Source organism: Pseudomonas sp. dw_612, assembly GCF_018449725.1.
In the GTDB taxonomy this organism is placed as follows: domain Bacteria; phylum Pseudomonadota; class Gammaproteobacteria; order Pseudomonadales; family Pseudomonadaceae; genus Aquipseudomonas.
In genome coordinates this window covers 219,878-242,314 of sequence record NZ_JAAVVC010000007.1, presented here as the reverse complement: position 1 = coordinate 242,314, position 22,437 = coordinate 219,878, and the positions used below count along the sequence as shown (strand labels likewise).

21 protein-coding genes are annotated in these 22,437 nt (G+C 60.4%); 14 read left to right on the top strand and 7 right to left on the bottom strand.

Going from position 1 to position 22,437, the window contains the following annotated elements:
• The first annotated feature begins 207 nt into the window (after positions 1-207).
• From HB680_RS13975 to HB680_RS13965, 3 genes are read left to right on the top strand one after another with little or no spacing between them, the layout of a single operon-like run.
• Positions 208-732 (top strand): sigma-70 family RNA polymerase sigma factor, encoded by a 525-nt coding sequence (locus tag HB680_RS13975; RefSeq protein WP_213939209.1) that lies wholly within the window; start codon positions 208-210, stop codon positions 730-732.
• A 3-nt stretch (positions 733-735) separates the two neighbouring features.
• The gene (locus HB680_RS13970) at positions 736-1,719 is read left to right on the top strand and encodes a FecR domain-containing protein (RefSeq protein ID WP_213939208.1); all 984 of its coding nucleotides are present in this window, start codon (positions 736-738) and stop codon (positions 1,717-1,719) included.
• Positions 1,720-1,727: 8 nt separating this feature from the next.
• Positions 1,728-4,142: a TonB-dependent siderophore receptor gene (locus tag HB680_RS13965; protein ID WP_213939207.1), complete on the top strand. Its 2,415-nt coding sequence runs from the start codon at positions 1,728-1,730 to the stop codon at positions 4,140-4,142.
• Between the two features lie 9 nt (positions 4,143-4,151).
• Here the strand turns inward: HB680_RS13965 and HB680_RS13960 are convergent, their stop codons facing one another.
• Entirely contained in the window at positions 4,152-5,510 is a 1,359-nt protein-coding gene (locus tag HB680_RS13960) for a hypothetical protein (RefSeq protein WP_213939206.1), read from the bottom strand.
• 149 nt (positions 5,511-5,659) lie between these two features.
• On the opposite strand from HB680_RS13960, the gene HB680_RS13955 reads away from it, so the two are divergent.
• The 3 genes from HB680_RS13955 to HB680_RS13945 all read left to right on the top strand — a co-directional run bounded on the left by HB680_RS13955 (position 5,660) and on the right by HB680_RS13945 (position 10,946).
• Complete coding sequence (locus tag HB680_RS13955) at positions 5,660-6,157, top strand: VOC family protein (RefSeq protein WP_213939205.1); 498 nt, start codon at positions 5,660-5,662, stop codon at positions 6,155-6,157.
• 34 nt (positions 6,158-6,191) lie between these two features.
• Positions 6,192-7,025 (top strand): AraC family transcriptional regulator, encoded by an 834-nt coding sequence (locus HB680_RS13950; RefSeq protein WP_213939204.1) that lies wholly within the window; start codon positions 6,192-6,194, stop codon positions 7,023-7,025.
• 237 nt (positions 7,026-7,262) lie between these two features.
• Positions 7,263-10,946 carry a hypothetical protein gene (locus tag HB680_RS13945; protein ID WP_213939203.1) on the top strand — a complete coding sequence of 1,228 codons (3,684 nt, stop codon included), beginning with the start codon at positions 7,263-7,265 and terminating at the stop codon, positions 10,944-10,946.
• 10 nt (positions 10,947-10,956) lie between these two features.
• Here HB680_RS13945 and HB680_RS13940 read toward each other — a convergent pair whose 3' ends face one another.
• The 4 genes from HB680_RS13940 to HB680_RS13925 all read right to left on the bottom strand — a co-directional run bounded on the left by HB680_RS13940 (position 10,957) and on the right by HB680_RS13925 (position 14,611).
• Positions 10,957-11,544 carry a LysE family translocator gene (locus HB680_RS13940; protein WP_213939202.1) on the bottom strand — a complete coding sequence of 196 codons (588 nt, stop codon included), beginning with the start codon at positions 11,542-11,544 and terminating at the stop codon, positions 10,957-10,959.
• Positions 11,545-11,626: 82 nt separating this feature from the next.
• Complete coding sequence (locus HB680_RS13935; RefSeq protein WP_213939201.1) at positions 11,627-13,135, bottom strand: tripartite tricarboxylate transporter permease; 1,509 nt, start codon at positions 13,133-13,135, stop codon at positions 11,627-11,629.
• Between the two features lie 23 nt (positions 13,136-13,158).
• Positions 13,159-13,653: a tripartite tricarboxylate transporter TctB family protein gene (locus tag HB680_RS13930; RefSeq protein WP_213939200.1), complete on the bottom strand. Its 495-nt coding sequence runs from the start codon at positions 13,651-13,653 to the stop codon at positions 13,159-13,161.
• A gap of 1 nt (position 13,654) precedes the next feature.
• Entirely contained in the window at positions 13,655-14,611 is a 957-nt protein-coding gene (locus HB680_RS13925) for a tripartite tricarboxylate transporter substrate-binding protein (RefSeq protein ID WP_213939199.1), read from the bottom strand.
• A gap of 221 nt (positions 14,612-14,832) precedes the next feature.
• On the opposite strand from HB680_RS13925, the gene HB680_RS13920 reads away from it, so the two are divergent.
• On the top strand, positions 14,833-15,453 hold the full coding sequence (locus HB680_RS13920; RefSeq protein WP_213939198.1) for a LysE family translocator: 621 nt from the start codon (positions 14,833-14,835) through the stop codon (positions 15,451-15,453).
• 203 nt (positions 15,454-15,656) lie between these two features.
• On the opposite strand, the gene HB680_RS13915 is transcribed toward HB680_RS13920, so the two are convergent.
• Together HB680_RS13915 and HB680_RS13910 are read right to left on the bottom strand one after the other, a co-directional pair.
• Positions 15,657-15,962 carry a putative quinol monooxygenase gene (locus HB680_RS13915; RefSeq protein WP_213939197.1) on the bottom strand — a complete coding sequence of 102 codons (306 nt, stop codon included), beginning with the start codon at positions 15,960-15,962 and terminating at the stop codon, positions 15,657-15,659.
• A 14-nt stretch (positions 15,963-15,976) separates the two neighbouring features.
• Positions 15,977-16,690: an SDR family oxidoreductase gene (locus tag HB680_RS13910; RefSeq protein ID WP_213939196.1), complete on the bottom strand. Its 714-nt coding sequence runs from the start codon at positions 16,688-16,690 to the stop codon at positions 15,977-15,979.
• A gap of 114 nt (positions 16,691-16,804) precedes the next feature.
• Here HB680_RS13910 and HB680_RS13905 point away from each other — a divergent pair, with 114 nt between their 5' ends.
• The 7 genes from HB680_RS13905 (at position 16,805) to HB680_RS13875 (ending at position 22,407) form a co-directional block, all read left to right on the top strand.
• Positions 16,805-17,422, top strand: a complete 618-nt coding sequence (locus HB680_RS13905) for a glutathione S-transferase family protein (RefSeq protein WP_213939195.1) — start codon at positions 16,805-16,807, stop codon at positions 17,420-17,422.
• 190 nt (positions 17,423-17,612) lie between these two features.
• Positions 17,613-18,653: a DMT family transporter gene (locus tag HB680_RS13900; RefSeq protein ID WP_213939194.1), complete on the top strand. Its 1,041-nt coding sequence runs from the start codon at positions 17,613-17,615 to the stop codon at positions 18,651-18,653.
• Between the two features lie 64 nt (positions 18,654-18,717).
• Positions 18,718-19,800, top strand: a complete 1,083-nt coding sequence (locus HB680_RS33035; RefSeq protein ID WP_213939193.1) for a bifunctional transcriptional activator/DNA repair protein Ada — start codon at positions 18,718-18,720, stop codon at positions 19,798-19,800.
• Between the two features lie 24 nt (positions 19,801-19,824).
• Entirely contained in the window at positions 19,825-20,628 is an 804-nt protein-coding gene (locus tag HB680_RS13890; protein ID WP_213939192.1) for an isocitrate lyase/phosphoenolpyruvate mutase family protein, read from the top strand.
• A gap of 5 nt (positions 20,629-20,633) precedes the next feature.
• Entirely contained in the window at positions 20,634-21,251 is a 618-nt protein-coding gene (locus tag HB680_RS13885; RefSeq protein WP_213939191.1) for a DNA-3-methyladenine glycosylase, read from the top strand.
• A gap of 216 nt (positions 21,252-21,467) precedes the next feature.
• Entirely contained in the window at positions 21,468-21,872 is a 405-nt protein-coding gene (locus HB680_RS13880) for a PaaI family thioesterase (protein ID WP_213939190.1), read from the top strand.
• A 46-nt stretch (positions 21,873-21,918) separates the two neighbouring features.
• Positions 21,919-22,407: a GFA family protein gene (locus HB680_RS13875; protein WP_213939189.1), complete on the top strand. Its 489-nt coding sequence runs from the start codon at positions 21,919-21,921 to the stop codon at positions 22,405-22,407.
• Positions 22,408-22,437 lie beyond the last annotated feature (30 nt).

Genomic DNA, 22,437 nt, shown 5'->3' with positions numbered 1-22,437 from the left:
GATTACAGAGCAGTCAATATGACTCAGCGCCGACAAGGTCTTAATGACTCACAACGACGTCATATTGACTACATCACCACTCCTCTCGACCCTCAGTCGCCTAAAAGCAAACCAATATCATTTGCGCACACACAGGCCATTTGGTTTAATCGCGACCAATTCTTATTTGCACCGAAGGCGCCGGTCGCCCATGGACAAGTGCTCACAATGACGGTCGCCGATATCTCCAGCGTTCAGAACCTCTACCTCTCGCACCATCGCTGGTTGCATGAGCTGCTGCGCCGACGCTTGAATAACGCTTTCGATGCGGCTGACCTGGCCCATGACACGTTTATCCGGGTGCTCAAGCGTCCGCCGGCGTTCGACTGCGAAACCCGTGAACGCTCCTACCTGGCGACCATCGCCCGGGGCTTGTGCATCGATCACTGGCGCCGTCGTCAACTGGAGCAAGCCTGGCTCGATACCCTCGCCGCACGGCCTCAAGCCGTTCAACCGTCGCCGGAGCAACGGGCGATCATCGTCGAAACCCTGTATGAAGTGGACGCCATGCTGCAACGGCTGCCGCAACGGGTGCGCGATGCGTTCATCCTCGCCCAGTTGCATGGCCTGCCCTACCGCGCCATCGCCGAACAAATCGGCGTGTGCGAACGCATGGTCAAGAAGTACCTGGCCCAGGCGTTGATGCATTGCGCGATGCTCGAGGCCGAACTCGACGGCCTGCTGATCGAGTAACCCATGTCCCGCACGTCCCCGAACAGCATCAGCCACGCCAGCCTCGAACAGGCGGCCCAATGGTATGTGCAATTGCAAGATCAGCAGGCCGGCGAACAGGAACGCGAACGCTGGCAAGCCTGGCTGGCGCAAAGCGGCGACCACCAGCAAGCCTGGCGCTATGTCGAGCGCGTCGGTCAACGCTTCGCCGCCCTGCAAGATGACCAACCTCAGGCCGCCAGCCACGTGCTGCGCAACACCGCGCGCTCGCCGGTCAGCCGCCGACACACCCTCAAAACCCTGCTTATCCTGGCGTCGGGCAGTCTGTTGGGCTGGGGCGCGTGGCGGCAAACCTCGCTGCCGGACACCGTGGGCCGCTGGACCGCCGACCTCTCCACCGGCACCGGCGAAACCCGGGAAGCCCTGCTCAACGACGGCAGCCGGATCTGGCTCAATGCCCTGAGCGCGCTGAACGTGCGTTTCGATGGCGCGCAACGGCTGTTGCTCTTGCGTTGCGGCGAAGTGTTGATCGACACCGCCAAGGACAGCCACCGAGCGTTCCTGGTGCACACCGCCCAAGGCCAGATGCGCGCGCTGGGCACGCGTTTCAGCGTGCGGCAGGAAGAGCAGCGTACGTTGTTGAACGTCTACGAAGGCGCGGTCGAAGTCCGGACTTTGCACGGCCAGGTGCAGGTGGTCGAAGCCGGCCAGCAACTGGCGTTCAGCGATGACCAGACGCTGGCGACCTCGCCTGCCGCTGCCGGACGCGAAGCCTGGCGGCGTGGGGTGTTGCTGGCGGATAACCTGCCGCTGGGTCAGTTGATCGAAGAGTTAAGTCGTTATCGACCGGGGCATCTGGCCTGCGATCCGGCGATTGCCGGGCTGCCGGTAATGGGTTCGTTCCCGCTCAAGGACACCGATCAGGCCTTGCGCTTGCTGGAAGCGGCGCTGCCGATCCAGGTGCAGAGGACTTTGCCTTGGTGGGTCAGTGTCGGCCCGAAAGCGTGATTCGCCCGATGACCTTTGCGCTGGCGGCGGGGCTGTTGAGTCTGGCGCCAGGCATCGCTCCCGCCGCCAGTGAGCAACCTGCCAGCCAGAAGCGTCATTACGCAATCGCCGCCGGCTCGCTAGTCAGCGCCCTCAACCGCTTCGCCGAACAAGCGGGGATTTTCCTCGCCGGGCACAACGATCTGGCCAGCGGCAAACTCAGTCCGGGCCTAAGCGGCGATTTCACCGAACAACAAGCGTTACAGCGCCTGCTACAGGGCAGCGGCCTGCAAGCGCAACCGCAGACCGGCGGCGGTTATGTCCTGCAAACCGCGAGTGGCCCACTTGAACTGGACGCCACGAACATCGCCGCGCTCAGCTTCGGCGCCATCACCGAAGCCACCCACGCCTACACCACCGGCTCAACCTCCTCAGCCACCGGCCTGCCGCTGTCATTACGCCAAACCCCGCAATCGGTGACGGTCATCACCCGCCAGCAAATGGACGATCAGGGCGGCACCAGTATCACCGACGTCCTGCGTCGCGCCCCCGGCATCAGCGTGCAGAACTACGACAGCGAACGTTGGGAGTTTTCCAGCCGTGGCCTGCCGATCACCAATTTCCAGTACGACGGCGTCAATACCGACTACGACGGCGTCTACGACTACGGCACCACCAGCACCGACATGGCGACGTTCGACCGCGTCGACATCATCAAAGGCGCCACCGGCCTGATGACCGGTTCGGGCGATCCGTCGGCCACCGTCAACCTGATCCGCAAACGCCCGACCCAAGCGTTCAAGGCCTCGGTCAGCGGCAGCGTCGGTTCCTGGGACAGCTATCGCAGCGAGGGCGATATCTCCGGCCCGCTGACCGACAGCGGCAACGTGCGCGGGCGTTTCGTCGGGGTCTATCAGGACCGCAGCGCCCACGCCGATCACTATCAAAACACCAAGGACATCGCCTACGGCATCCTCGAAGCCGACCTGACCCCTGACACGTTTCTGACCTTGGGCATCGACCAGCAAAACACCCGCTCCCGTGGCGCCAGTTGGACCGGTTTCCCGATGTTCAACAGCGACGGTTCGCGCACGAACTTCTCACGCTCGTTCAACCCGGCCACCGACTGGAGCCGCCGCGACTTCAACAACCAGACGCTGTTCGCCGCACTCGAACAGCAACTGGCTAACGACTGGACATTGAAAGTCAGCTACGACCGCAAACACCGCCAGCACGACACTTTTCTCGGCTCGGCCAGCGGCGGTAATCCGGACCCGGTCACAGGTACCGGCATGTTCATGTACATGGGCAAATTCAAAGGCGATGAGGTGCAGGACAACCTCGACGTCAACCTCAGCGGCTCGTTCAGCCTGTTCGGTCGCGAGCACGAGTTGATCGCCGGATTCAGGTCGATGAACACCCGCCAGGACATCCCGGTACACGGCTCGGTCTACCCGCCGCTGGATGGCAGCATCTTCGACTGGCGCGGCGAATTCCCGAAACCGGACATCCCCCGGATCGGCACTGACGACATCGTCCAGCGCCAGACCGGCGCCTACCTGGCCACGCGCCTGAAGCCGACCGACGATCTGTCGCTGATCCTCGGCGGCCGGGTCAGTGATTTCAAGGGCAGCGACCACCTCGACTACCTCGACGCCAGCACCCCGGACGTGCGTGACGGCTACCGGCAAAGCGGCGTGGTCACGCCCTACGCCGGGCTGGTCTACGACCTCGACGACACCTATTCGGTGTACACCAGTTACACCAACATCTATCAGCCGCAAATGAGTAAGGACGCCAACCGCCAACTGCTCGATCCAGTGGAAGGTGATGCCTACGAAGCCGGCATCAAGGCTGAGTACTTCGACGGGCGACTGAACGCCCGGGCTGCTGTGTTCCGCATCGAACAGGACAACCTCGCCGAGTACGTCAGCGGCGTCGATACCGAGTCGATCTACCGCCCTATTCAAGGCGCGACCACCCAAGGTTTCGAAGTGGAACTGGCCGGCGAAGTGATGGACGGCTGGAAACTCTCGGCCGGTTACACCTACAACCACACACGCGATGCCAAGGGCGATTACGTCTATGGCTCCGTGCTGCAAACCACGGCGCCGGCGCAAGTGGTGCGGGTGTTCAGTACGTATCGACTGCCCGGGGTTTGGGAAAAGCTCACGGTCGGTGGCGGGGTGAATTGGCAGAGTGCGTTTTTCGGCAATGTGTTCCGGCCGAATCCCAACGATGGCGGCCAGTACACGCGCATCACCCAGGACAGTTATTACCTGGTGGACGTGATGGGGCGCTATCGTTTCAACGAGCATCTGAGTGCGATGCTCAATGTGAAGAACCTGTTCGACAAGACCTATTACACCGGGCTCGGGAATTTCGGCACCGGGTTTTATGGGGAGCCGCGGAGTTTGCAGCTCAGCACGAAGTGGGAGTTCTAGGGCTGCGCCTCAGCGGATTTTTACGTAGTTGCCGCCGTATTTCCGGTACTCACCGTAACCCGTCACGACCGCCGCGCCGTTGAGCAACTGCAAACGAAACACTGGCCCACCCTGGGCGTCCAGCACGATGGCCAGATTGCCCGCCTGCAACGTCGACTGATAATGGATTTCGCTCGGCGGGTCCTTGAGCTGGGAGTAGTCGAGGGTGATATCGGCAGTCTCCGGTCCATTATCGATTCTCGGCAGTATTTTCACCGAGAGCTCGCTGATTCGTTTCTCTTCGAAATTGGTCACCCTGTACTCACCTTCACGCTGATTGTTGGCCACCCCTTCAAGTTTCTGCGGCGCAATCTTGAATTCGGCGAGACGCATTTTGGCGTTGAACTCGCGCTTGGCGCTGCGCCAGGTGCCTGTGTAGTTACCCTGTTCGTCCGGTTCGTCTTTCAGGGACCAGTCGCCGGTGATCTGCCCGTCATCGTCCAATTCATGCAGCAACACACCGCGACCATAGACGGAGTCTCCGACCAGCCGGATCGGTTTGCCGCTGCCGCTTTTTCCGTAACGCACTTCACCGATGTACACCTCGCCCTGGATTTGCCACCAGAGCTCGAACGCGATTTTGTCGTTAAGGGTGCCGCGAAACGTCAATGGCGGCTCGGCGTAGGGCCCCGCCAGTGTCTGGTGTTCGATCCACTGGCCGTCCTTGAGCTCGCGTTCAGTGACGTCCAGGTAGCCCGCTGGCATGTAGGGATTGGCTTGCGTCGGCATCTGCATCGCTTCGATCTTTTCCGCGACCATGACCGGTTCATTATTCTCGATCTGCCAAGTCGCGTACTGATGCCAGCAACAGCCGCTTTTCGAGCCGGTGTGCAAGCGTTTGGCGACCGGATCAACGCGGAACATGCCCAATTGCTGATCGCGGGTCAGGTAGGCGTAAGCCGGGCTAAAGACCAGAGTCGGGCTCGCTGGATCGGACAGGTAAATGTCATAGGAAGGCCCGTCATAGCCACCTTCGCTGCCGTTGCGCACAGCCAAGTCCTGTTGTCCGTCGAAATTGAAGTCATCGAAAAACAGCAAGCTCTGTTCGCCATAGAGCGGGGCCTGATTGATCTCAATCATTCGGCTGTCCGGTTTGTACACGGCAAACGCCTCGGGTGAATCAATGCGTTGCAGCACCTGGCCGCTGGTTTTGTCGCGCAAAGTGATCTGCGCGGGCGCGCCTTCGTAGCTTTGTGCAGGAGGCTGCGGGAACACCACCTCAATCGCGTATTTCTGCGCCGGATCAGTGAGGTGGAACGTCAACGGTTCGGCCTTCACGCCAGCACTGGCGAGCAGGCAGGCAACAGCCAATAAACGAGGGGCAACCATGATGCTAAGCGTCCTTGCGGCAAAATCGGGGCGGCCAGTCTAGCGACAAACGGTAGGGGCTGCGACTTGTCGATCTACGGCACCGCCAATCGACTACAGACTGACTACGCTGATAATCCAGCGTGATTAACCCGTAGAGGAGAACCGCCATGCACCGCGTGCAAAAACTCACACCCTGCCTGTGGTTCGACGATCAGGCCGAAGACGCTGCCAAATTCTATTGTTCGATCTTCGATCACTCGAAAATCACCGCCATCACCCACTACGGCAAGGCCGGTTTCGAGTTTCATGGCCGCCCGGAAGGCTCGGTGTTGACCGTGAGTTTCGAACTCGACGGCCAGAGCTTCACGGGACTCAATGGCGGCCCGGTGTTCACGTTCAACGAAGCAGTGTCGTTCCAGGTCAATTGCTACACGCAAGATGAAGTTGACCATTTCTGGGGCGCGTTATCCGCCGTGCCCGAGGCCGAGCAATGTGGTTGGGTGAAGGACAAGTTCGGGATGTCGTGGCAGATCGTGCCGGTGGCTTTGATGGAAATGCTCAAGGACACCGACACGGTCAAATCCCAACGGGCCATGCAAGCGATGATGCAAATGAAAAAACTCGACATCGCCGAACTGCAACGCGCCTTTCACGGCGAGAGCTAATACACTCGTGCGCTGACCTGCCAGGACGCCGACGATGAAACACGCCGCAGCCAAAGATGCCGACAAAGCCCCGCGCTTCTGGCGCGACGACGCCCTGCCCTTCATCGAGGCCCGGGCCATCGCCGATGGGCGTGAGGTCTGCTACGCCCGACATTCCCACGCGCACTTTTCCATCGGCGCGATCACCGCCGGGTGCAGCACATATGTTCACGAGCAATCGGCATTCGAGGTGAGCGCCGGCACGGTGGTGCTGATGAATCCCGGCGATGTCCACGCCTGCAACCCCATCGACGACCAACCCTGGTCGTACCTGATGCTCTACGTCGAGACGCCGTGGCTGACGGACTTGCAGCATCAACTGGGGTTCAGCCAAGACCAGGCGTTCCGGCGGTTTTCCATCACCCATCTGCGCGACGCCAGCCTGTTTGCCGGCCTGAAGGATTTGTACGCGGTGTTGATCGACGCTCAGCACGATGTGCTGCGCAAACACAGCGCGGCGGTGGAGTTTTTCACCGATGTGCAACAACGCCTCAACCCCGGCGATCCGCCGCTACGCGAGCCCAATTTCAAACTGGAACGGGCCGCCGACTACATCCGCGACCACTGCACGCAAATGCTCAAACTGGAAGACATTTGCGCAGCGGCGCAATTGTCGCCGTCCTACCTGATCCGTGCGTTCAAACAGCATTTCGGCATGACACCCCATGCGTTTCTGGTCAACCGGCGCATCCAGTTTGCCCGGGAGCGCTTGCGCAGTGGCCAGTTGATCGCCGATGTGGCGCTGGAAGCCGGGTTTGCCGATCAGGCGCACTTTCAACGGGCGTTTAAACAGCATTTGGCGGCGACGCCGGGGCAATACCGCGGTTAACGTAATAACTTGGGTTAATGCCTCAAAACTTAATACATCCGGAAACACCTCAAGCGAACTTCTCTGTCGCGACCTTTTGAACAGTGTTGCAGCGATATTTCACACAGCATTAAACATGCAGACATAGAGCAATCATGCCAATGCCGTGCATATCCAATTACTCTTCAGAGCTCGGAAAAACTGACTGATCATCAACATTAAAACTCACACGACAAGCAACCGAAGATGGAACTTCACATGCACAACCCGAATAATTTTCCAGCCACTTCCTGCAACGAACTTCAAAAACAAGCAATGACCCTGGCATTGGGGAATTTCTTAACGGATAACTATGTTCAAGACACCCTGAAATGGTCTTTGGATCGCCTGGCGGCCAAGACAGTAACGGGCTCCAACTTTGATCAACTCCACCGTCCGGGGAGTGTTTGTCTTTCCAGACTGACCCGGCATCCTGAATTTGTAAAACGGCGACGCGAGCGTTCCCTGCCCAGGCATGGGGAATATCAAGTCGATAAAAATGGCCGTTTCTATCATGTCTGGAAAAATCTGAGCTCCGTCGAGCGTCCGGACAGTCCAACACCTGTCACGACCACCGCCTACTTCACCCGTGTCGACATCACTGTTCACGTGGAAGGCATTCCTGCACTGGCCGAGGACTTGAAACTGCTGGCCAACATGGCTGCGCTGACCGGAGGTTTCATCAGCTCCAGCGAGTGGATCTGCGTGGGCCAATGGCTCAACTTCCAGGGTTTTGCGCTGCCAGCCCGCGAAGAGGACGCCAAAGGACTGATTGACCTGCTCCACTACACCAACCTTCCCGAAGCCCCTCGGCTTGCCAACTATTGGCAACTACTGGACGCCCCGAAGGATTCGCCTTTCGCACTCACCGAGCATAATCGCGCCATCATTCGCCGGGTCACCGAGGATTTAACCGGAGGTGAAATCTCTCTGGCGGAGCATTTTGGCGGTCATCTGCGGCTGGAAAGCACCTCGGCAGATCGCCTGCCCACCAGCCAGGGCTATCGCTTACAACGATTGATCGACATCGCCGTCTGGTCCACGCGCCAAGGGCAAGCCTACATCGACGCCTTGGGCTGGTTCACCGAGCCGGCCCAGGCGACGCCGTCTGAGGTGTTTGTCGAGCAGTTGCTGATCGCTGCGCTGCTGCTTGATCTTGATCCCGCCGCAGACACCGCGAACACGGCATTCGCCGGCTTCAATCTCTATTCCACCGATAACTTCCTGTTGCACCCGGCCAGTGTTCGCGCGCGTCTGGAACAGCATCTGGTCGATCACCTCAAGCTTGATCAACTGTTCGCCCCGCTCATTGCGGAATTGGTGCTGGGCGGTATGGCGCCGCAATACCTGTTTGCTGGCTGGCCTGCCGAGCTGCGCATGGGCACACCCGCGTGGGTGGTGGCGACTCAGGCCGCACAGTTTGCCGAAACGCTGATCCCCGGTGTTTCGCGCCTGATGACTCACGAGCACCTGCTCGGACTGAGCCAGTCTTGTCAGGCGACCCCACAACTGGCTGAGCTGCAGGCGTCCCACGCGCTGGACCCGATCGTCACCTGGGCGCTGATGAACGAGCTCATTTTCCGGGATGCAGAAGGCAACCTGAGCCAACAAGCGATCACCCTGGCCACCACGGAATACACACAGCAACTCGATAAGCTGCAGAACGCCGCTGCGAGCCTCGGCAGAGCATTGCCCCATCGCAGACCGCTCGCGCTGAAAGAGTTGAAATCCACGGCCCCCCACTGCGACCCTGATGAACTGTTGGTCAAACACCGAGGCAGCGGCGGTGGTGTCGGGCGCAAGGTGTCGGTGCTCGATCTTTATATGGGCGATGAACTTCACAGCCAGGATTGGGATCGCGTCAAAGGACTCAGTATTTATCAGTCATTTCCTGAATTGACCGAGTTGTATCCGGTTGCCAACTTATATGAAGAGGCGATCAATGCGCATCACAGCGCAATCACACAGGCGCTGGCCAGCAGCATTGAAGTGGCACTATCCCAATTACCGCGCGATCAAGCACCCTTTATTGAATACGGCGCAGTCGGTATTTATTGCATCGAGGAATATAAAACCACGCGTTTTCCGAACTTGCCGGCGCCAGGCGGCATCGTTCGCCCATTGACGCCTGTTCCGGGAGAAACCGGGCGTTATGGTGTGGTTCTTTGTGTGCACATGAATGCGCAGGTGCATTGCTTTGAGTTGTTTCCATTACGAATGGAGTGCACGTTAAATCCTGAACTTGAGTCCGTGTTCCGTTCTTTGATGACGCCGGACGGCAATGACGGCAAGGTAAAGTTTTCCGACCGGAACACGTTTGATGATGCCCCTCTGGATGTCCGGGCTTACTTACAAAACCAGACACCACGCAACACTGTCCGGTCCAGGTTTTTTATCCGAAAAATCGGCGAGTACCAGGCATCGCCGGACACTGCAGACGCCGGTTCTCCAAACCTGTTCTTTCGCTCGTCGCGCAAAGAAGCACTCGGCAAGCTTATTGCCGAAAAAAACCCGTATTTCACGGCTGACGAATTGCAGCAGATGGGCCTCGACCAGACCGAACGGGAACGCGCGATCGAGAAGTCCGATGCGATCTTCAATACGCTGCTCAATATGATTATTCCATTCAAGGAATGCGTTGAAGAAATGTCTTCGGGCAATCCCACTCGCCAACAAAACGCCATTTTGGGGTGTGTCATGGATGCTGCGGCGCTGGCACTGGCCTTTGCGATCGTGCCCGGGAAAATCCTCGCCGCCAGCAGCAAAGCCTCGACCGTCGTCACGAAACTGTTGTCTGCCTCCCGGGTCAGTGCCCGGGCCGTCGTCGGTTTGTTCAACCCTTTGGACGGGATCCCGCAACTGCTCAAGGGCGGCGCGAAGTTGATTGGCAAAGGCGCGTTGAAAGTGGGCCTCCTCGCCTCGTCCTCCACCCGAACGGCCCGGGCACAGCTGCGGCATCTGACCGGGAGCAACGCCTACGATCTAATCCGGGCGATCAACCACTCCGGCGCGGCCTCTGAGATCCGCATGGGACTGGACACCGTGGCCCACGCCCGGGCGCTGTTTAAAAGTGACAGCCTTGAAACCGCCGAACAGGTACTCAACCACCTGCACGCCAATGGCGCCAGGTTGCTCAAGCAGGTTCCCGAACAAGAACTTCAGCACCTGTTGGAAAACGCACTGACCGACATCGCACGCCAGTCTGACGATGCCCGATCGCTGGCGAAGGTGCTGGACACGGACGTAGTGGATTCGCTGATACGCCAGCAAGGGCAAAAGTACTCGCTGGCCAACCTTCATCAGTTCAAGGATTCCACGGTATTGCCGGAGATCTTCAACGACACCCTGAAAGTGGAATACAAAAACCTGGTGGCGATGAATCAACACCAGGCCATCGTAAGAACGTCGGACCTTGGCAAGGCGCCTTACGGCGGCATCCTCGACGATGTGTCATTTAACCCGAACGGGTTGACCGATAACACCGAGCGAGCCACGGCGTGGATACTCAAAGCGTCAAGTTCGCGAAACGAAGCGGACACCATCAGTGCATTGCTACGCGAGTACAGCCGCAACGGCCAATCCCTGACGGACCCGGCGGTTTACCAGGCGCTGCATCGACGCCTTGTACCCGAGGCGGGCAACGCCTTGCGCAGCCCCACCGCCCAGGCGCGCTACCCGTCCAATGTGTCGGGCGCGGCGATGCTGGAAAAACACCTGGCCACCCTTGACCCGACCCACGAATATTTCGGCAAACAGGTGCTCGGTGCATTCCTCGGTTACCACAGTTTTGTCGATGGCAATGGCCGCACGGCCCGCGCCATTTATGCCATCACCGAACTGCGCGCCAACCGGTTCAACGCCTTGCCGATTTCGGCGGAAAACGCCCTGAGTGGTCTGGCGTAATCGCCGGAATCTAGGCCCAGACCAGATACCCCGCACACACCACCAACAGCAACGCCATCGTCCGGTTGAACCACTGCAGACCTTTGGCGTTGCTCAAATACCCGCGCAAGAACGTGCCGGCGTAGGCCCAGCAGCCCACCGACAGGTAACAGATCACCAGATAAATCGCCGCGAACTGCCAGACCAGTCGCGCGTCGCCGTCCGCGACAAACGCGCCCATGCCTGCGACACAGGCCAGCCAGGCCTTGGGGTTGAGCCATTGCATCAACGCGCCGTAGAACATCGAGGGCGCCTTTGCCTGCCGTCCGGCATTCAACCGGCCATCATCGACGCTCAGTTTCCAGGCCATGAACAACAAAAACGCCACCCCGGCCAATTGCACCACTCGGGTCAGCATCGGCCACAAGCGCAACACCTCATGCAGCCCCAGGCCCATCAACACCAACAGCAACACAAACCCCAGGGTCGCCCCTGCCACGTGCCGTTGACTGGCGCGAAAACCGAACTGCGCGCCGGAGCTCAACGCCACGATGTTCACCGGCCCCGGCGTTATCGAAGCGGCCAAGGCAAACGCCGCCATGGAAATCATCAGACTCATCACAGACCTTCTTCAATTCAGTGGGAACGCTGCTCAAAGTAGAGAGCACCCGGCCCCATGTATTGAAGAAAACTGCCCTGACTCAATCGTCCTCGTGCAATTTGATGCCGCGGGCATGCAGCAGGTGCGGCACCACCAGCACCAGCAACGTCAGCGCCAGGAATGCGGCCGAGATGGGCTGGGTGAGAAAAATCGTCCAGTCGCCCTCGCTGATGGACAACGCATTGCGCAGTTGTTTTTCGGCCATCGGCCCCAGCAACATCCCCACGATCACCGGGGCCACGGGAAAATCGAAACGCCGCATCAACACCCCGCCCCAGCCGATGGCCAGCATCAGCATCAAGTCAAAGGACGAGTGGCGCATGCCGTACACGCCGATGGTCGCGAACACCAGAATGCCGGCATTCAAATAAGGCCGGGGGATTTGCAGCAGTTTGACCCACAGCCCCACCAACGGCAGGTTCAACACCAGCAGGATGACGTTGCCGATGTACAACGACGCCACCAGGGTCCAGACCAGTTCGCCGGAGGTCTGGAACAGCATCGGCCCCGGTTGCAGGTTGTAGTTCTGGAACGCGGCCAACAAGATTGCCGCCGTGGCCGAGGTGGGGATGCCGAGCGTCAGCAGTGGCACCAGCGAACCGGTCGCGCTCGCGTTGTTGGCCGCCTCGGGACCGGCCACGCCTTCGATGGCGCCCTCGCCCTTGCTGCCGGCAAATTCTTTGGGGTATTTGCTCAGTTTGCGTTCGGCGGAATAGGACAGGAACGTCGGAATTTCAGCGCCACCCGCCGGAATCGAACCAAACGGAAAACCGATCAGCGTGCCCCGCAACCAGGCCGGGATCGAGCGTTTCCAGTCGGCGCGGGTCATCCACAACGAGGTCAAGCGGTGCCGACCCGAGGCTTCTTCCTTTTGATACAACAGGCTGTAAAGAGCCTCACCTACGGCAAACAAACCGACAGCCACCAGCACCACTTCGATGCCGTCCACCAGTTCCGGCACGCCCAAGGTGTAGCGGGCGATGCCCGAGGTCGCGTCCAGGCCAATCAAGCCCACCATCAGGCCAATCCCCAGCGAGGCAAACCCGCGCAGCATGGAGGCGCCGAGCACCGCCGACACCGTGGTGAAGGACAACACCAGAATCGCGAAATACTCTGCCGGGCCAAACTTCAGCGCCAGGGTCGCCACAAGCGGCGCAAACAGGGTCAGCAGGATCGTGGCGATGGTGCCTGCCACGAAGGAGCCGATCGCCGCTGTCGCCAGGGCCGGTCCGGCGCGACCGTTGCGCGCCATGAGATTGCCTTCCAGCGCCGTGACCATCGACGACGATTCCCCCGGCGTATTCAGCAGGATCGACGTCGTCGAACCACCAAACTGCGCGCCGTAGTAGATTCCGGCGAACATGATCAACGCCCCGGTGGGATCGACCTTGGCGGTGATCGGCAGCAGCAACGCCACGGTCAGCGCCGGCCCGATACCCGGCAGGACACCGATTGCGGTGCCGAGCAGGCAGCCGATAAAGCCCCACATCAGGTTGATCGGTGTCAGCGCCGCGGAAAAACCAATGGCCAGGCTTGCGAGAATGTCCACCTGTTGACCTCCTTCGGCCCGGATCAGAGCCAGGCGTTAATAAGGGGCGGCAGGGAGACCCCAAGCCCGGCGTTGAACAGCCAGTAGATCGGCAGCGTCAGGGCAATGCCGATGGCGAGGTCGCGCACCGGGCGGCGACTGCCAAAACCCCGTGCCGAGCAGGCAAACAGCAACCCGGCCGCCAGGACGAAGCCGATGAGATTAATCAGCACGGCCACCGCCACCAATCCGCCGGTGACCCACGCCGCGCCGAGTTTGCCGCCGGGCAGCGCTTGGGCACTTTCGTCATCGTGGTCGGCCAGTTCGCGAAAACCACCGGTGAGCGCCTGGACACTCAGCAACAGACCGACAACTCCCAGGAACGCCGCCAAGGCATAGGGATAGACGTGGGCACCGAGGATGACGAAGCCCATCTCCGCCGGAAAACGGAACGCACCAACCGCCAACACAGCGCTGATGGCGATCACACCGGCGCCAATCGCCAGTTGCACCGGGACTATCTTGCGTGGCGTGGCCATCTCAAAGCAGCCCGACCTTGACCAGCATCCCATGCAACCGAACGTGCTCCTCGTCAACGAATTTGCCGAACTCATCCCCGGTCAAAATGCTCGGCGACCAGGCGTTGGTTTTGACGTTGTCTTGCCAGACCTTGGTCTTGGCGGCGGCCACCACGGCGTCGGTCACTTCCTTGCGCTGCTCAGGCGTAAGGTTGGCGGCGCCATAGACACCGCGCCAATTGCCGATGATCACGTCGTAGCCTTTCTCCTTGAGCGTCGGCGCATCGATGCCTTCGACGCGCTCCGGCGCACCGATGGCGAGCACCCGGAACTGGCCGTTCTTGATGTACTGGCCCAACTCGGCATAGCCGCCGGTGATCACCTTGATCTGGCCACCCAACACCTGGGCCACCACTTCCCCGCCACCGGCGAACGCCACGTAATTGACCTTGTTCACCGGAATGTCCATTTTGCCGGCCAGATCAGCGATGCCGATGTGATCGACCGAGCCCTTGGAACCACCGCCCCAGGTGATGCTGGAGGGTTTGTCCTTGAAGGCTTTGAGCAAGTCTTCCAGGGTCTTGAACTCGGACTCCTTGCGCACGGCAATCACGTTGTATTCGGTAAACAGCCGGGCAATCGGCGTGACGTCCTTCAGGGTGATTTGCGGCTTGTTCTGCTCAATGCCCGCAACCATGATCGCGCCCACCACCAGCAATGCATTCGGGTCGCCCTTGGTGCTGTTGGCGAACTGCGCCAACCCCAGCGTCCCGCCCGCCCCGCCCTTGTTCTCGAAGGTCACGGACTTCGCGGCTTTGGCCTCGACCAGGGCTTTGCCCAAGTCACGGGCGGTCTGGTCATAGCCGCCACCCACAGAACCCGGGGCCATGAACTTGACCGTGTCGAGGGCAAACGCCGGGGTGGCGGCGGCAATGGTTAAGGCAATCGCGCAGGTGAGTCGGCGGAATAAGGGTTGCATAGGTTGTCTCCCGATATTGTTGTTTTTGGGAATGGCGGTTTTATCGCGCTCAGGAGCAGGCCGTGCTCACTGAACGGGGTTTGTGAACAAGCGTAGGTCATAGATTGGTTTTTGGGCGGGGGGCACGGGCAAGTGTATGGCGACTTGTGTCTATGGCTGTATGGGTCAAGTCCCCCGCCATCCATGTTAAAAAAAGCGTTCTCGAATCAGGAGACTTCGTCATGGACCTCGCCACCCTCACCCTGTTTGTCCCGGCCTGCTTTGCGCTGAACATGGCTCCTGGGCCGAACAATCTGCTATCGGTCAGCAACTCGACCCGCTACGGCTATCGTCGTGCCTGTGTCGCCGGCGTCGGGCGCTTGCTGGCATTTGCCGGGATGATCGCCCTCGCTTCGGCCGGGCTGGCGGTGGTGCTGCAAACGTCCGAGCTGTTGTTCTACGGGATCAAGATTCTGGGGGCAGCGTATTTGTTTTATCTCGCCTGGCAATTGTGGCGCGCGGATCCGGGCGCGCAAAACGCGGTGGCCGGCGCTCCGGTGGGGATATTGGCATTGGCGCGCCAGGAGTTCCTGGTGGCGGCGGGCAATCCGAAAGCGATCCTGATTTTCACCGCGTTTCTGCCGCAATTCGTCGACCCGACCCGAGCGATCACCCCGCAATTCGCGGTGCTGGGCGCGTTGTTCCTGATGCTGGAATGGATCGCCATCAGCGCCTACGCCTACATGGGCCTGCACATGCGCCGCTGGTTCGCCGAACCCCGCGGCAAGCGGATCTTCAACCGCTGCTGCGCGGGGTTGTTGTCGGCGGCGGCTTCGGTGTTGTTGATGGCGCGGCGGGCCTGAAACACTACAACCCCGTAGGAGCGAAGCTTGCTCGCGAAGGCGGCGGCACATGCAACATTGATGTCGCCTGAGACGACGCTTTCGCGAGCAGGCTCTGCTCCTACAGGAATTGCAGTTATATGAGATTGCGGCTTTGCGCAAATCAGCCGTGCAAAAGGACGCCTGATCGGCCGAAAGCCGATCAGGTGTTTGTGCTTCAGGTTCTAACCGGCCGCCAGCAGATTCAGTTGCTGAAACAACGGCTCTGCCTCCAACTTGCCCTCCAGCAGTTCGAAAAACGCCTTCGTGTAAGGTTTGGCCAAATGCTCGGCATGAGCGGTTGGCGAGGCGAAGTACTCGAAGAAGCAGAAGTGGCACGGATCTTCATGCTGTGTCGTCTGATGAAAAGCGACACAACCTGGCTCCTGGAGAGTGAGCGCCAAGGTCCTGGCGGCGGCCTCGGCGACCTCAGCCAGGTGCTCCGGTTTGACACGGGCCTGCACCCACAGGATGAACGGTTGTTCCGTCATGGCGCCCTCCCCGTTTAAACCGGTGCTGGCGGGTTGAAATACACCGCGTCCGGCAGCGACAGGGTCGATTTGATATAGCGTGTCCCCTCGTCTGCCAGCACTTCCAGATCGCCCGCCTCGAGCCCGCTGAAAGCAGCGCGCGCGACGTCTTGCGGGGCGGATTTCTTGACGTCGAAACCTTGGGTCAGGTCGGTGTCAACAAAGCCCACGTGAACGGCCACCACCGTGGTATTGCTCGCTTTCAGTTCCAGGCGCAAGGCATTGGTCACGCTCCATGCCGCCGACTTGGAGGCCGCGTAGGCCGCCAACATCGGAACGCTCAACCAAGTGACATCGGAAAGGACATTGACCACAGCGCCCCCACCGTTGGCGGCGAGAATCGGAGCGAAGGCCTGGGTGGTGCGCACGATGCCGTAGCAGTTGGTCTCCATCAGGTGCCGGGTCAGCTCGATCATGCCGACGTCCAGCGCTCCTTCGTGCAGGCTTGCGATACCGGCGTTGTTGACCAGCAATGTGGTGTCTCGACACTGGGCGGCCGCGGCGGCGACAGAGGCATCATCCGTCACATCAATTTTCACCGGCACGATGCCAGGTACATCAAAACCTGCTGGATCTCGAACGCCGGCATACACCTTCAAAGCCCCTTGCGCCAAGGCCACCTTCGCGAATGCCAGTCCCAAACCGCGACTCGCGCCTGTGACGAAAACAACTGAGCCTGCAATGTTCATAAGATGTTCCTCTTGGTCTGGAAGCGCCGGAGCGTGCTTTGATGCTATGCGTCATGATTGAGAAAGTAAATATGTTGTGCGTAATATAAAAACCCTGTCAGAGAGATTTATTCCATGCCGCAGATGATCGAACTTTACGGCGCGCCCACTGGCAACTGCCTGCGCGCAGCTATTGCACTGGCCGAGGCCGGGATACCCTTCGTCGTCCGACCTGTGAATCTCAGGGAAGGAAAGCATTCTGAGCCCGACTTTCTTGCGCTCAATCCAGCGGGGAAAGTGCCGACTTTGGTGGACCATCACTTTACGCCTGCGCTGGTCATCAACCAATCCAACGCGATCATGCTGTACGTGGACGCCAAGGTCCCCGGTTTACTCGCTCCCGCCGTACAGGGCCCAGAACGTTTCAAGGTACTTGACCGTTACTTCTTTTTTGTCACCGATGTGATCGCCGTCAGCCACGCCGCATTTTTCCTGAAGAAAATCGGCCAGGGGGAAGCCGCAGCCCCCCTTGACCAGCGCGTAATAGAAAATCTCTTGCTGGCCGAAGGGTTTCTCACCTGCGAGTACATGGCCGGGGAAACCTTCACCCTTGCAGACATCTCAGCCTTCACCTTGGCCTCATCGGTGACGGACAGGATTCCATGGGAGAAAGTCCCTCGGTTGAAGGCCTGGTTTGAACGTGTCCATGCACGACCCGGGGTTCAGTCTGGGTTGCATGCGTTTGATGCCTGATTGTTTTAACCGCTGCTGCGCGGGGTTATTCTCGGCCACTTGATGGCGCGTGGGGCCTGATACCCCCTGTAGGAGCGAAGCTTGCTCGCGAAAGCGTCGACACATTCAATATTTATGTTTCAGACAGACCGCTTTCGCGAGCAAGCTCTGCTCCTACAGGTCACGTTGCCCCCATGTCAGGATGCCCTCCATGAATCTGAACATTGTCTATGCCCTCGGCGCCGCCGCGCTGTTCGGCGCCAGTACGCCGCTGGCGAAGTTGCTGGGGTTGAACCTCTCGCCGATCCTGCTGGCCGGGTTGCTGTACCTGGGCAGTGGCGTTGGCCTGGCTCTGGTCCGCTTGATCCGCGACCGAAGCTGGCGGTCCAGCGGTCTCAAGGCCTCGGAGTGGCCCTGGCTGATCGGCGCTATCGCATTTGGCGGCGTGCTGGGGCCGGTCGCGTTGATGTTCGGCCTGACCCTGACGTCCGGCGCCACCGCTTCGCTGATGCTCAACCTCGAATCGGTGCTCACTGCCGTGCTGGCGTGGCTGGTGTTCAAGGAGAACGCCGACCGGCGCATTGTCGCCGGCATGCTGGCAATCGTCGCCGGTGGCCTGCTGCTGGCCTGGCCCCAGGGTTCGGCGCAAACGCTGGGCTGGATCGGGCCGTTCGCGGTGGCGCTGGCCTGTGCCTGCTGGGCCGTCGATAACAACTTGACGCGCAAGGTATCAGCGTCGGATGCGCTGTTCATCGCCAGTATCAAGGGCTTGGTCGCCGGACTGGTCAACTGCACCCTGGCGCTGCTGCTGGGCGCCAAACTGCCGCAGTTCAATGTGCTCGGGCCGACACTGATCGTCGGCTTCCTCGGCTATGGCATCAGCCTGGTGCTGTTCGTGCTGGCCTTGCGCGGGTTGGGCACGGCCCGTACCGGCGCGTATTTTTCCACGGCACCGTTCCTCGGTGCGGCCATCGCCATTGTGCTGCTGGGTGAACCGGTGACACTGACGTTCTGGGCCGCCGCCCTGCTGATGAGCCTCGGCGTGTGGATTCACCTCAAGGAAAGCCATGGCCACGAACATCAGCACGAAGCGCTGAAGCACGGCCATCGGCACGTGCACGACGAGCATCATCAGCATGAGCATTCGTTCGTATGGGACGGCAGCGAGCCCCACAGCCACGAACATGAGCACACGCCGATGCGCCACAGTCATGCGCACTTCCCGGACATTCATCACCGGCACCGCCACTAACTTCCCGTAATTCCCTGTCGATTTTCCGGTGGAGGCGCTGCACAACCCGCCTTATGCTCAGCCCATGAACCTACAAAACGCTGTGCTGCCCCCCCACGCCGAGATGGTCCGCGCCATGCTCGAACGAGACACCGCCTACGAGGGGGTGTTCTTCACGGCGGTCAAGACCACCGGGATCTTCTGCCGCCCCAGTTGCACGGCGCGCAAACCCAAGCCCGAGAACGTCGAGTTCTTCGCCCACGCCGATGAGTGCATGTCCGCCGGCTACCGCGCCTGTCTGCGCTGCAAACCGCTGGATGCGGCGGCCATCGCGCCGGACTGGGTGCAGCGATTGCTTACCTTGGTAGACGCCGATCCGGAGCAGCGCTGGACCGATATGCAGCTGCAAGCCGAGGGCATCGAGCCGCTGAAATTGCGACGCTGGTTCAAGCAGCATTTCGGCATGACCTTCCACGCTTGGCTGCGCACCCGACGCCTGGGCATGGCGTTGGGCGGGATCAAGCAGGGCGAATCCATCGACAACGTGGCGTTCGATTCCGGCTACGAATCCCTGAGCGGTTTCCGCGATGCCTTCCAGAAGTCGTTCCACATCACCCCGGGCCGCTCCGCCAACCGCGAGCCGCTGCTGTTCACCCGGCTGACCACGCCGCTGGGGCCGATGATCGCCATGGCCGAACGGCGTGGATTGGTGTTGCTGGAATTTCTGGATCGCCCGGCGCTCACCCGGGAAGTCGAAGAACTGCAAAACCGTTATGGCTACGTCGTGGCGCCGGGGCACAACGGCCACTTGAAGCAGATCGAAACCGAACTGGCGCAGTATTTCGCTGGCGAACTGACCGAGTTCCAGGTGCCGCTGCACCTGCCGGGCAGCGAATTCGCCCGACAAGTCTGGGCCGAACTGGCGCAGATCCCCTACGGCCACACCAGCACCTATGGCGCCATCGCCGCGCTGCTGGGTAAACCTGGCGCCAGCCGCGCCGTAGGCCTGGCCAACGGGCATAACCGCTTGGCGATTGTGTTGCCCTGTCACCGGGTGATCGGTGCGGACGGTTCGCTGACCGGCTATGGTGGTGGACAACCGCGCAAAGCGTTTCTGCTGAGGCTGGAAAAGGCTGCGGTGCAGATCACTCAACAATTGGCATTCTGACCATTTCAAAGGGAAGGAAACTCGATGGAAGCGTTCGACCAACAGTTCCACAGGTTGCATCAGGACGGCCTGCTGATCCTCACCAACGTCGCCGATGCCGCCGGGGCGCGGTTGGTGGAACAGCTGGGCAGCAAAGCCGTGGCCACCAGCAGTGCGGCGGTCGCGTGGGTCCATGGTTATCCGGACGGCAACGCCCTGCCCCTCGAACGTTTGGTGGCGACGGTGGAATCCATCGCCCGGGTAATTAACGTGCCGCTGAGCGTGGACATCGAGGCCGGTTATTCCGATGATCTTACACGGGTCGGCGAAGTGATCGACGCGGTCATCGCCGCCGGTGCCGTTGGGATCAACATCGAGGATGGCGCTTCCCCACCGGAGTTGCTGGCGCGCAAGATCGAAATCACCCGCCAAGTGGCCGAACGCCGGGGTGTGAAACTGTTTATCAACGCCCGCACCGACGTGTACCTCAAGGGCCTGGTACCCGCTGAAGATCGTGTCGCCGAAACGCTCAAGCGTGCCGCGCTGTATCAAGCCGCCGGGGCTGATGGGTTGTTCGCCGCTGGCGTGACGGCGGAGTACGAGATTGCCGCGATCTGCCGTGGCACGCCGCTGCCAGTGAACGTGCTGGGCTGGGCCTCCCTGCCATCGCCCGAGGAGCTGAAAACCCTCGGCGTGCGGCGGTTGAGCGCTGGGTCGGGCATCGCTGAATTCCTGTATGGCGCCATGGCGACCGTGGCAAAAAGCTTCCTGGAAACCGGCAAACTCGATAGCCACGACCTCAAGGCACTCACCTATGGCGAAGTGAATTCGCTGCTGAAAAAACCTTGAGCCCAATGCCCGATATCTACCAGCCCGCCAGTGAATTCCTGTCCTCGCTCGATGACGATTGGCGGCGCCATATCACCGCCATCGGCCCTTGCCTGCATCAACCTCATCCCGCGCGCGATCCGTATGAATCGCTAGTGCGGGCGATTGCCTATCAGCAACTGCATGCCAAAGCGGGGGATGCGATTGTCGGGCGTCTGATTGCGCTGTTCCCTTCGCACTCGTTCCCCAGGCCGGAGCAGATTCTGGCGGCAAGCTTTGATCAGATGCGCAGTTGCGGGTTTTCCGCCGGCAAGATTGCAACCATCCAAGGGATTGCCCAGGCCACCCTGGATGGCGTGGTGCCGGATTACGCCACGGCACTGGCCATGGATGACGAAGCGCTGATCGAGCGCTTGATCACCCTGCGCGGGGTTGGGCGCTGGACCGTGGAGATGCTGCTGATCTACAGCCTGGAGCGGCCGGATATTTTGCCGGCAGATGACTTTGGCGTGCGTGAGGGGTTTCGGCGGATGAAGGGGTTGGAGGTGCAGCCCACTCGCAAACAGATGATTGAGATTGGGTCGGCGTGGAAGCCTTATCGCACGGTGGCTTCGTGGTATTTGTGGCGGGTGCCGGGCAGGTGATCCGCGTTATCGTTCTTCGCGAGCAGGCTCGCTCCCACAGGAGATCTGCGGTGCTCACAAATATTGTGTCCACCACAGATTTCCTGTGGGAGCGGGCTTGCTCGCGAAGGCGTCCGCACATTCACCACAAATCCATCGGCCCATCACCCTCTCTTATCCACCATGACTTCCCCCCAAACCCGGCGCATGTTGATCCCTCAACCGGAGGGATTCGCCATGCTCAACGCACTCAAACAGATCAACTCAACCTCAGCCTTCAACCGCTGGGCCGGCTTCGAAGTCACCCGCGCCGAGAGCGGTGAAGCCGACCTGACCCTGGCCTTTCGCGCAGCCGACATGGCGCAATACGCCGGTTTTCTGCATGCCGGCCTGATCGGTGCGCTGCTCGACACCGCCTGCGGTTTTGCCGCGGGGACGGTGGCCGGTAACGTGCTGGCTTCACACTTTTCGGTGAATTGCCTGGCACCTGCGGTCGGCGAGGTGTTCATCGCCAAGGGTCGGGTGGTGAAGGCCGGCAAGAAGCAGGTGTTCGCCCGGGCCGAGTTGTTCGCGCAAACCGGCGATCAATTGAAACTGGTGGCGACCGGCGATGCGATTCTGGTGCCGGTCGAAACTCGCTGAGGGTCTAGGCTGTCTTGAGTCCATTCAGGAATAGCCGGAGGTTGTCATGCAGCTCGAAGGTTCGTGCCATTGCGGCGCGGTGTCGTTCAGTCTGACCAGCGCCCATCCCTACCCTTACCAGCGTTGCTACTGCTCGATCTGCCGCAAGACCCAGGGCGGTGGCGGATATGCGATCAACATCAGTGGTGACGCCAACAGCATGAAAGTGCGCGGGCGCAAGCACATCGCGATCTACCATGCGCGGCTCAAGGGTGACGGCGATAAGCGCGCCCACAGCAGCACGGCCGAGCGGCATTTCTGTGCGGTGTGCGGCAGCGGCTTATGGCTGTTCAGCCCCGAGTGGCCGGAGCTGATCCACCCGTTTGCCTCGGCCATCGACACCCCGCTGCCGGTGCCGCCGGAGCACACGCATTTGATGCTGGGTTCGAAGGCGTCGTGGGTGGAGGTCGAGGTGAAACCCAAGGATCAGCAATTCGAGGTCTATCCCGAAGAGTCGATTGCCCAGTGGCATGAGCGGTTGGGTTTGAGCCGCTAAAAAATATCGAATCTTTTTTCCACCCCGCAG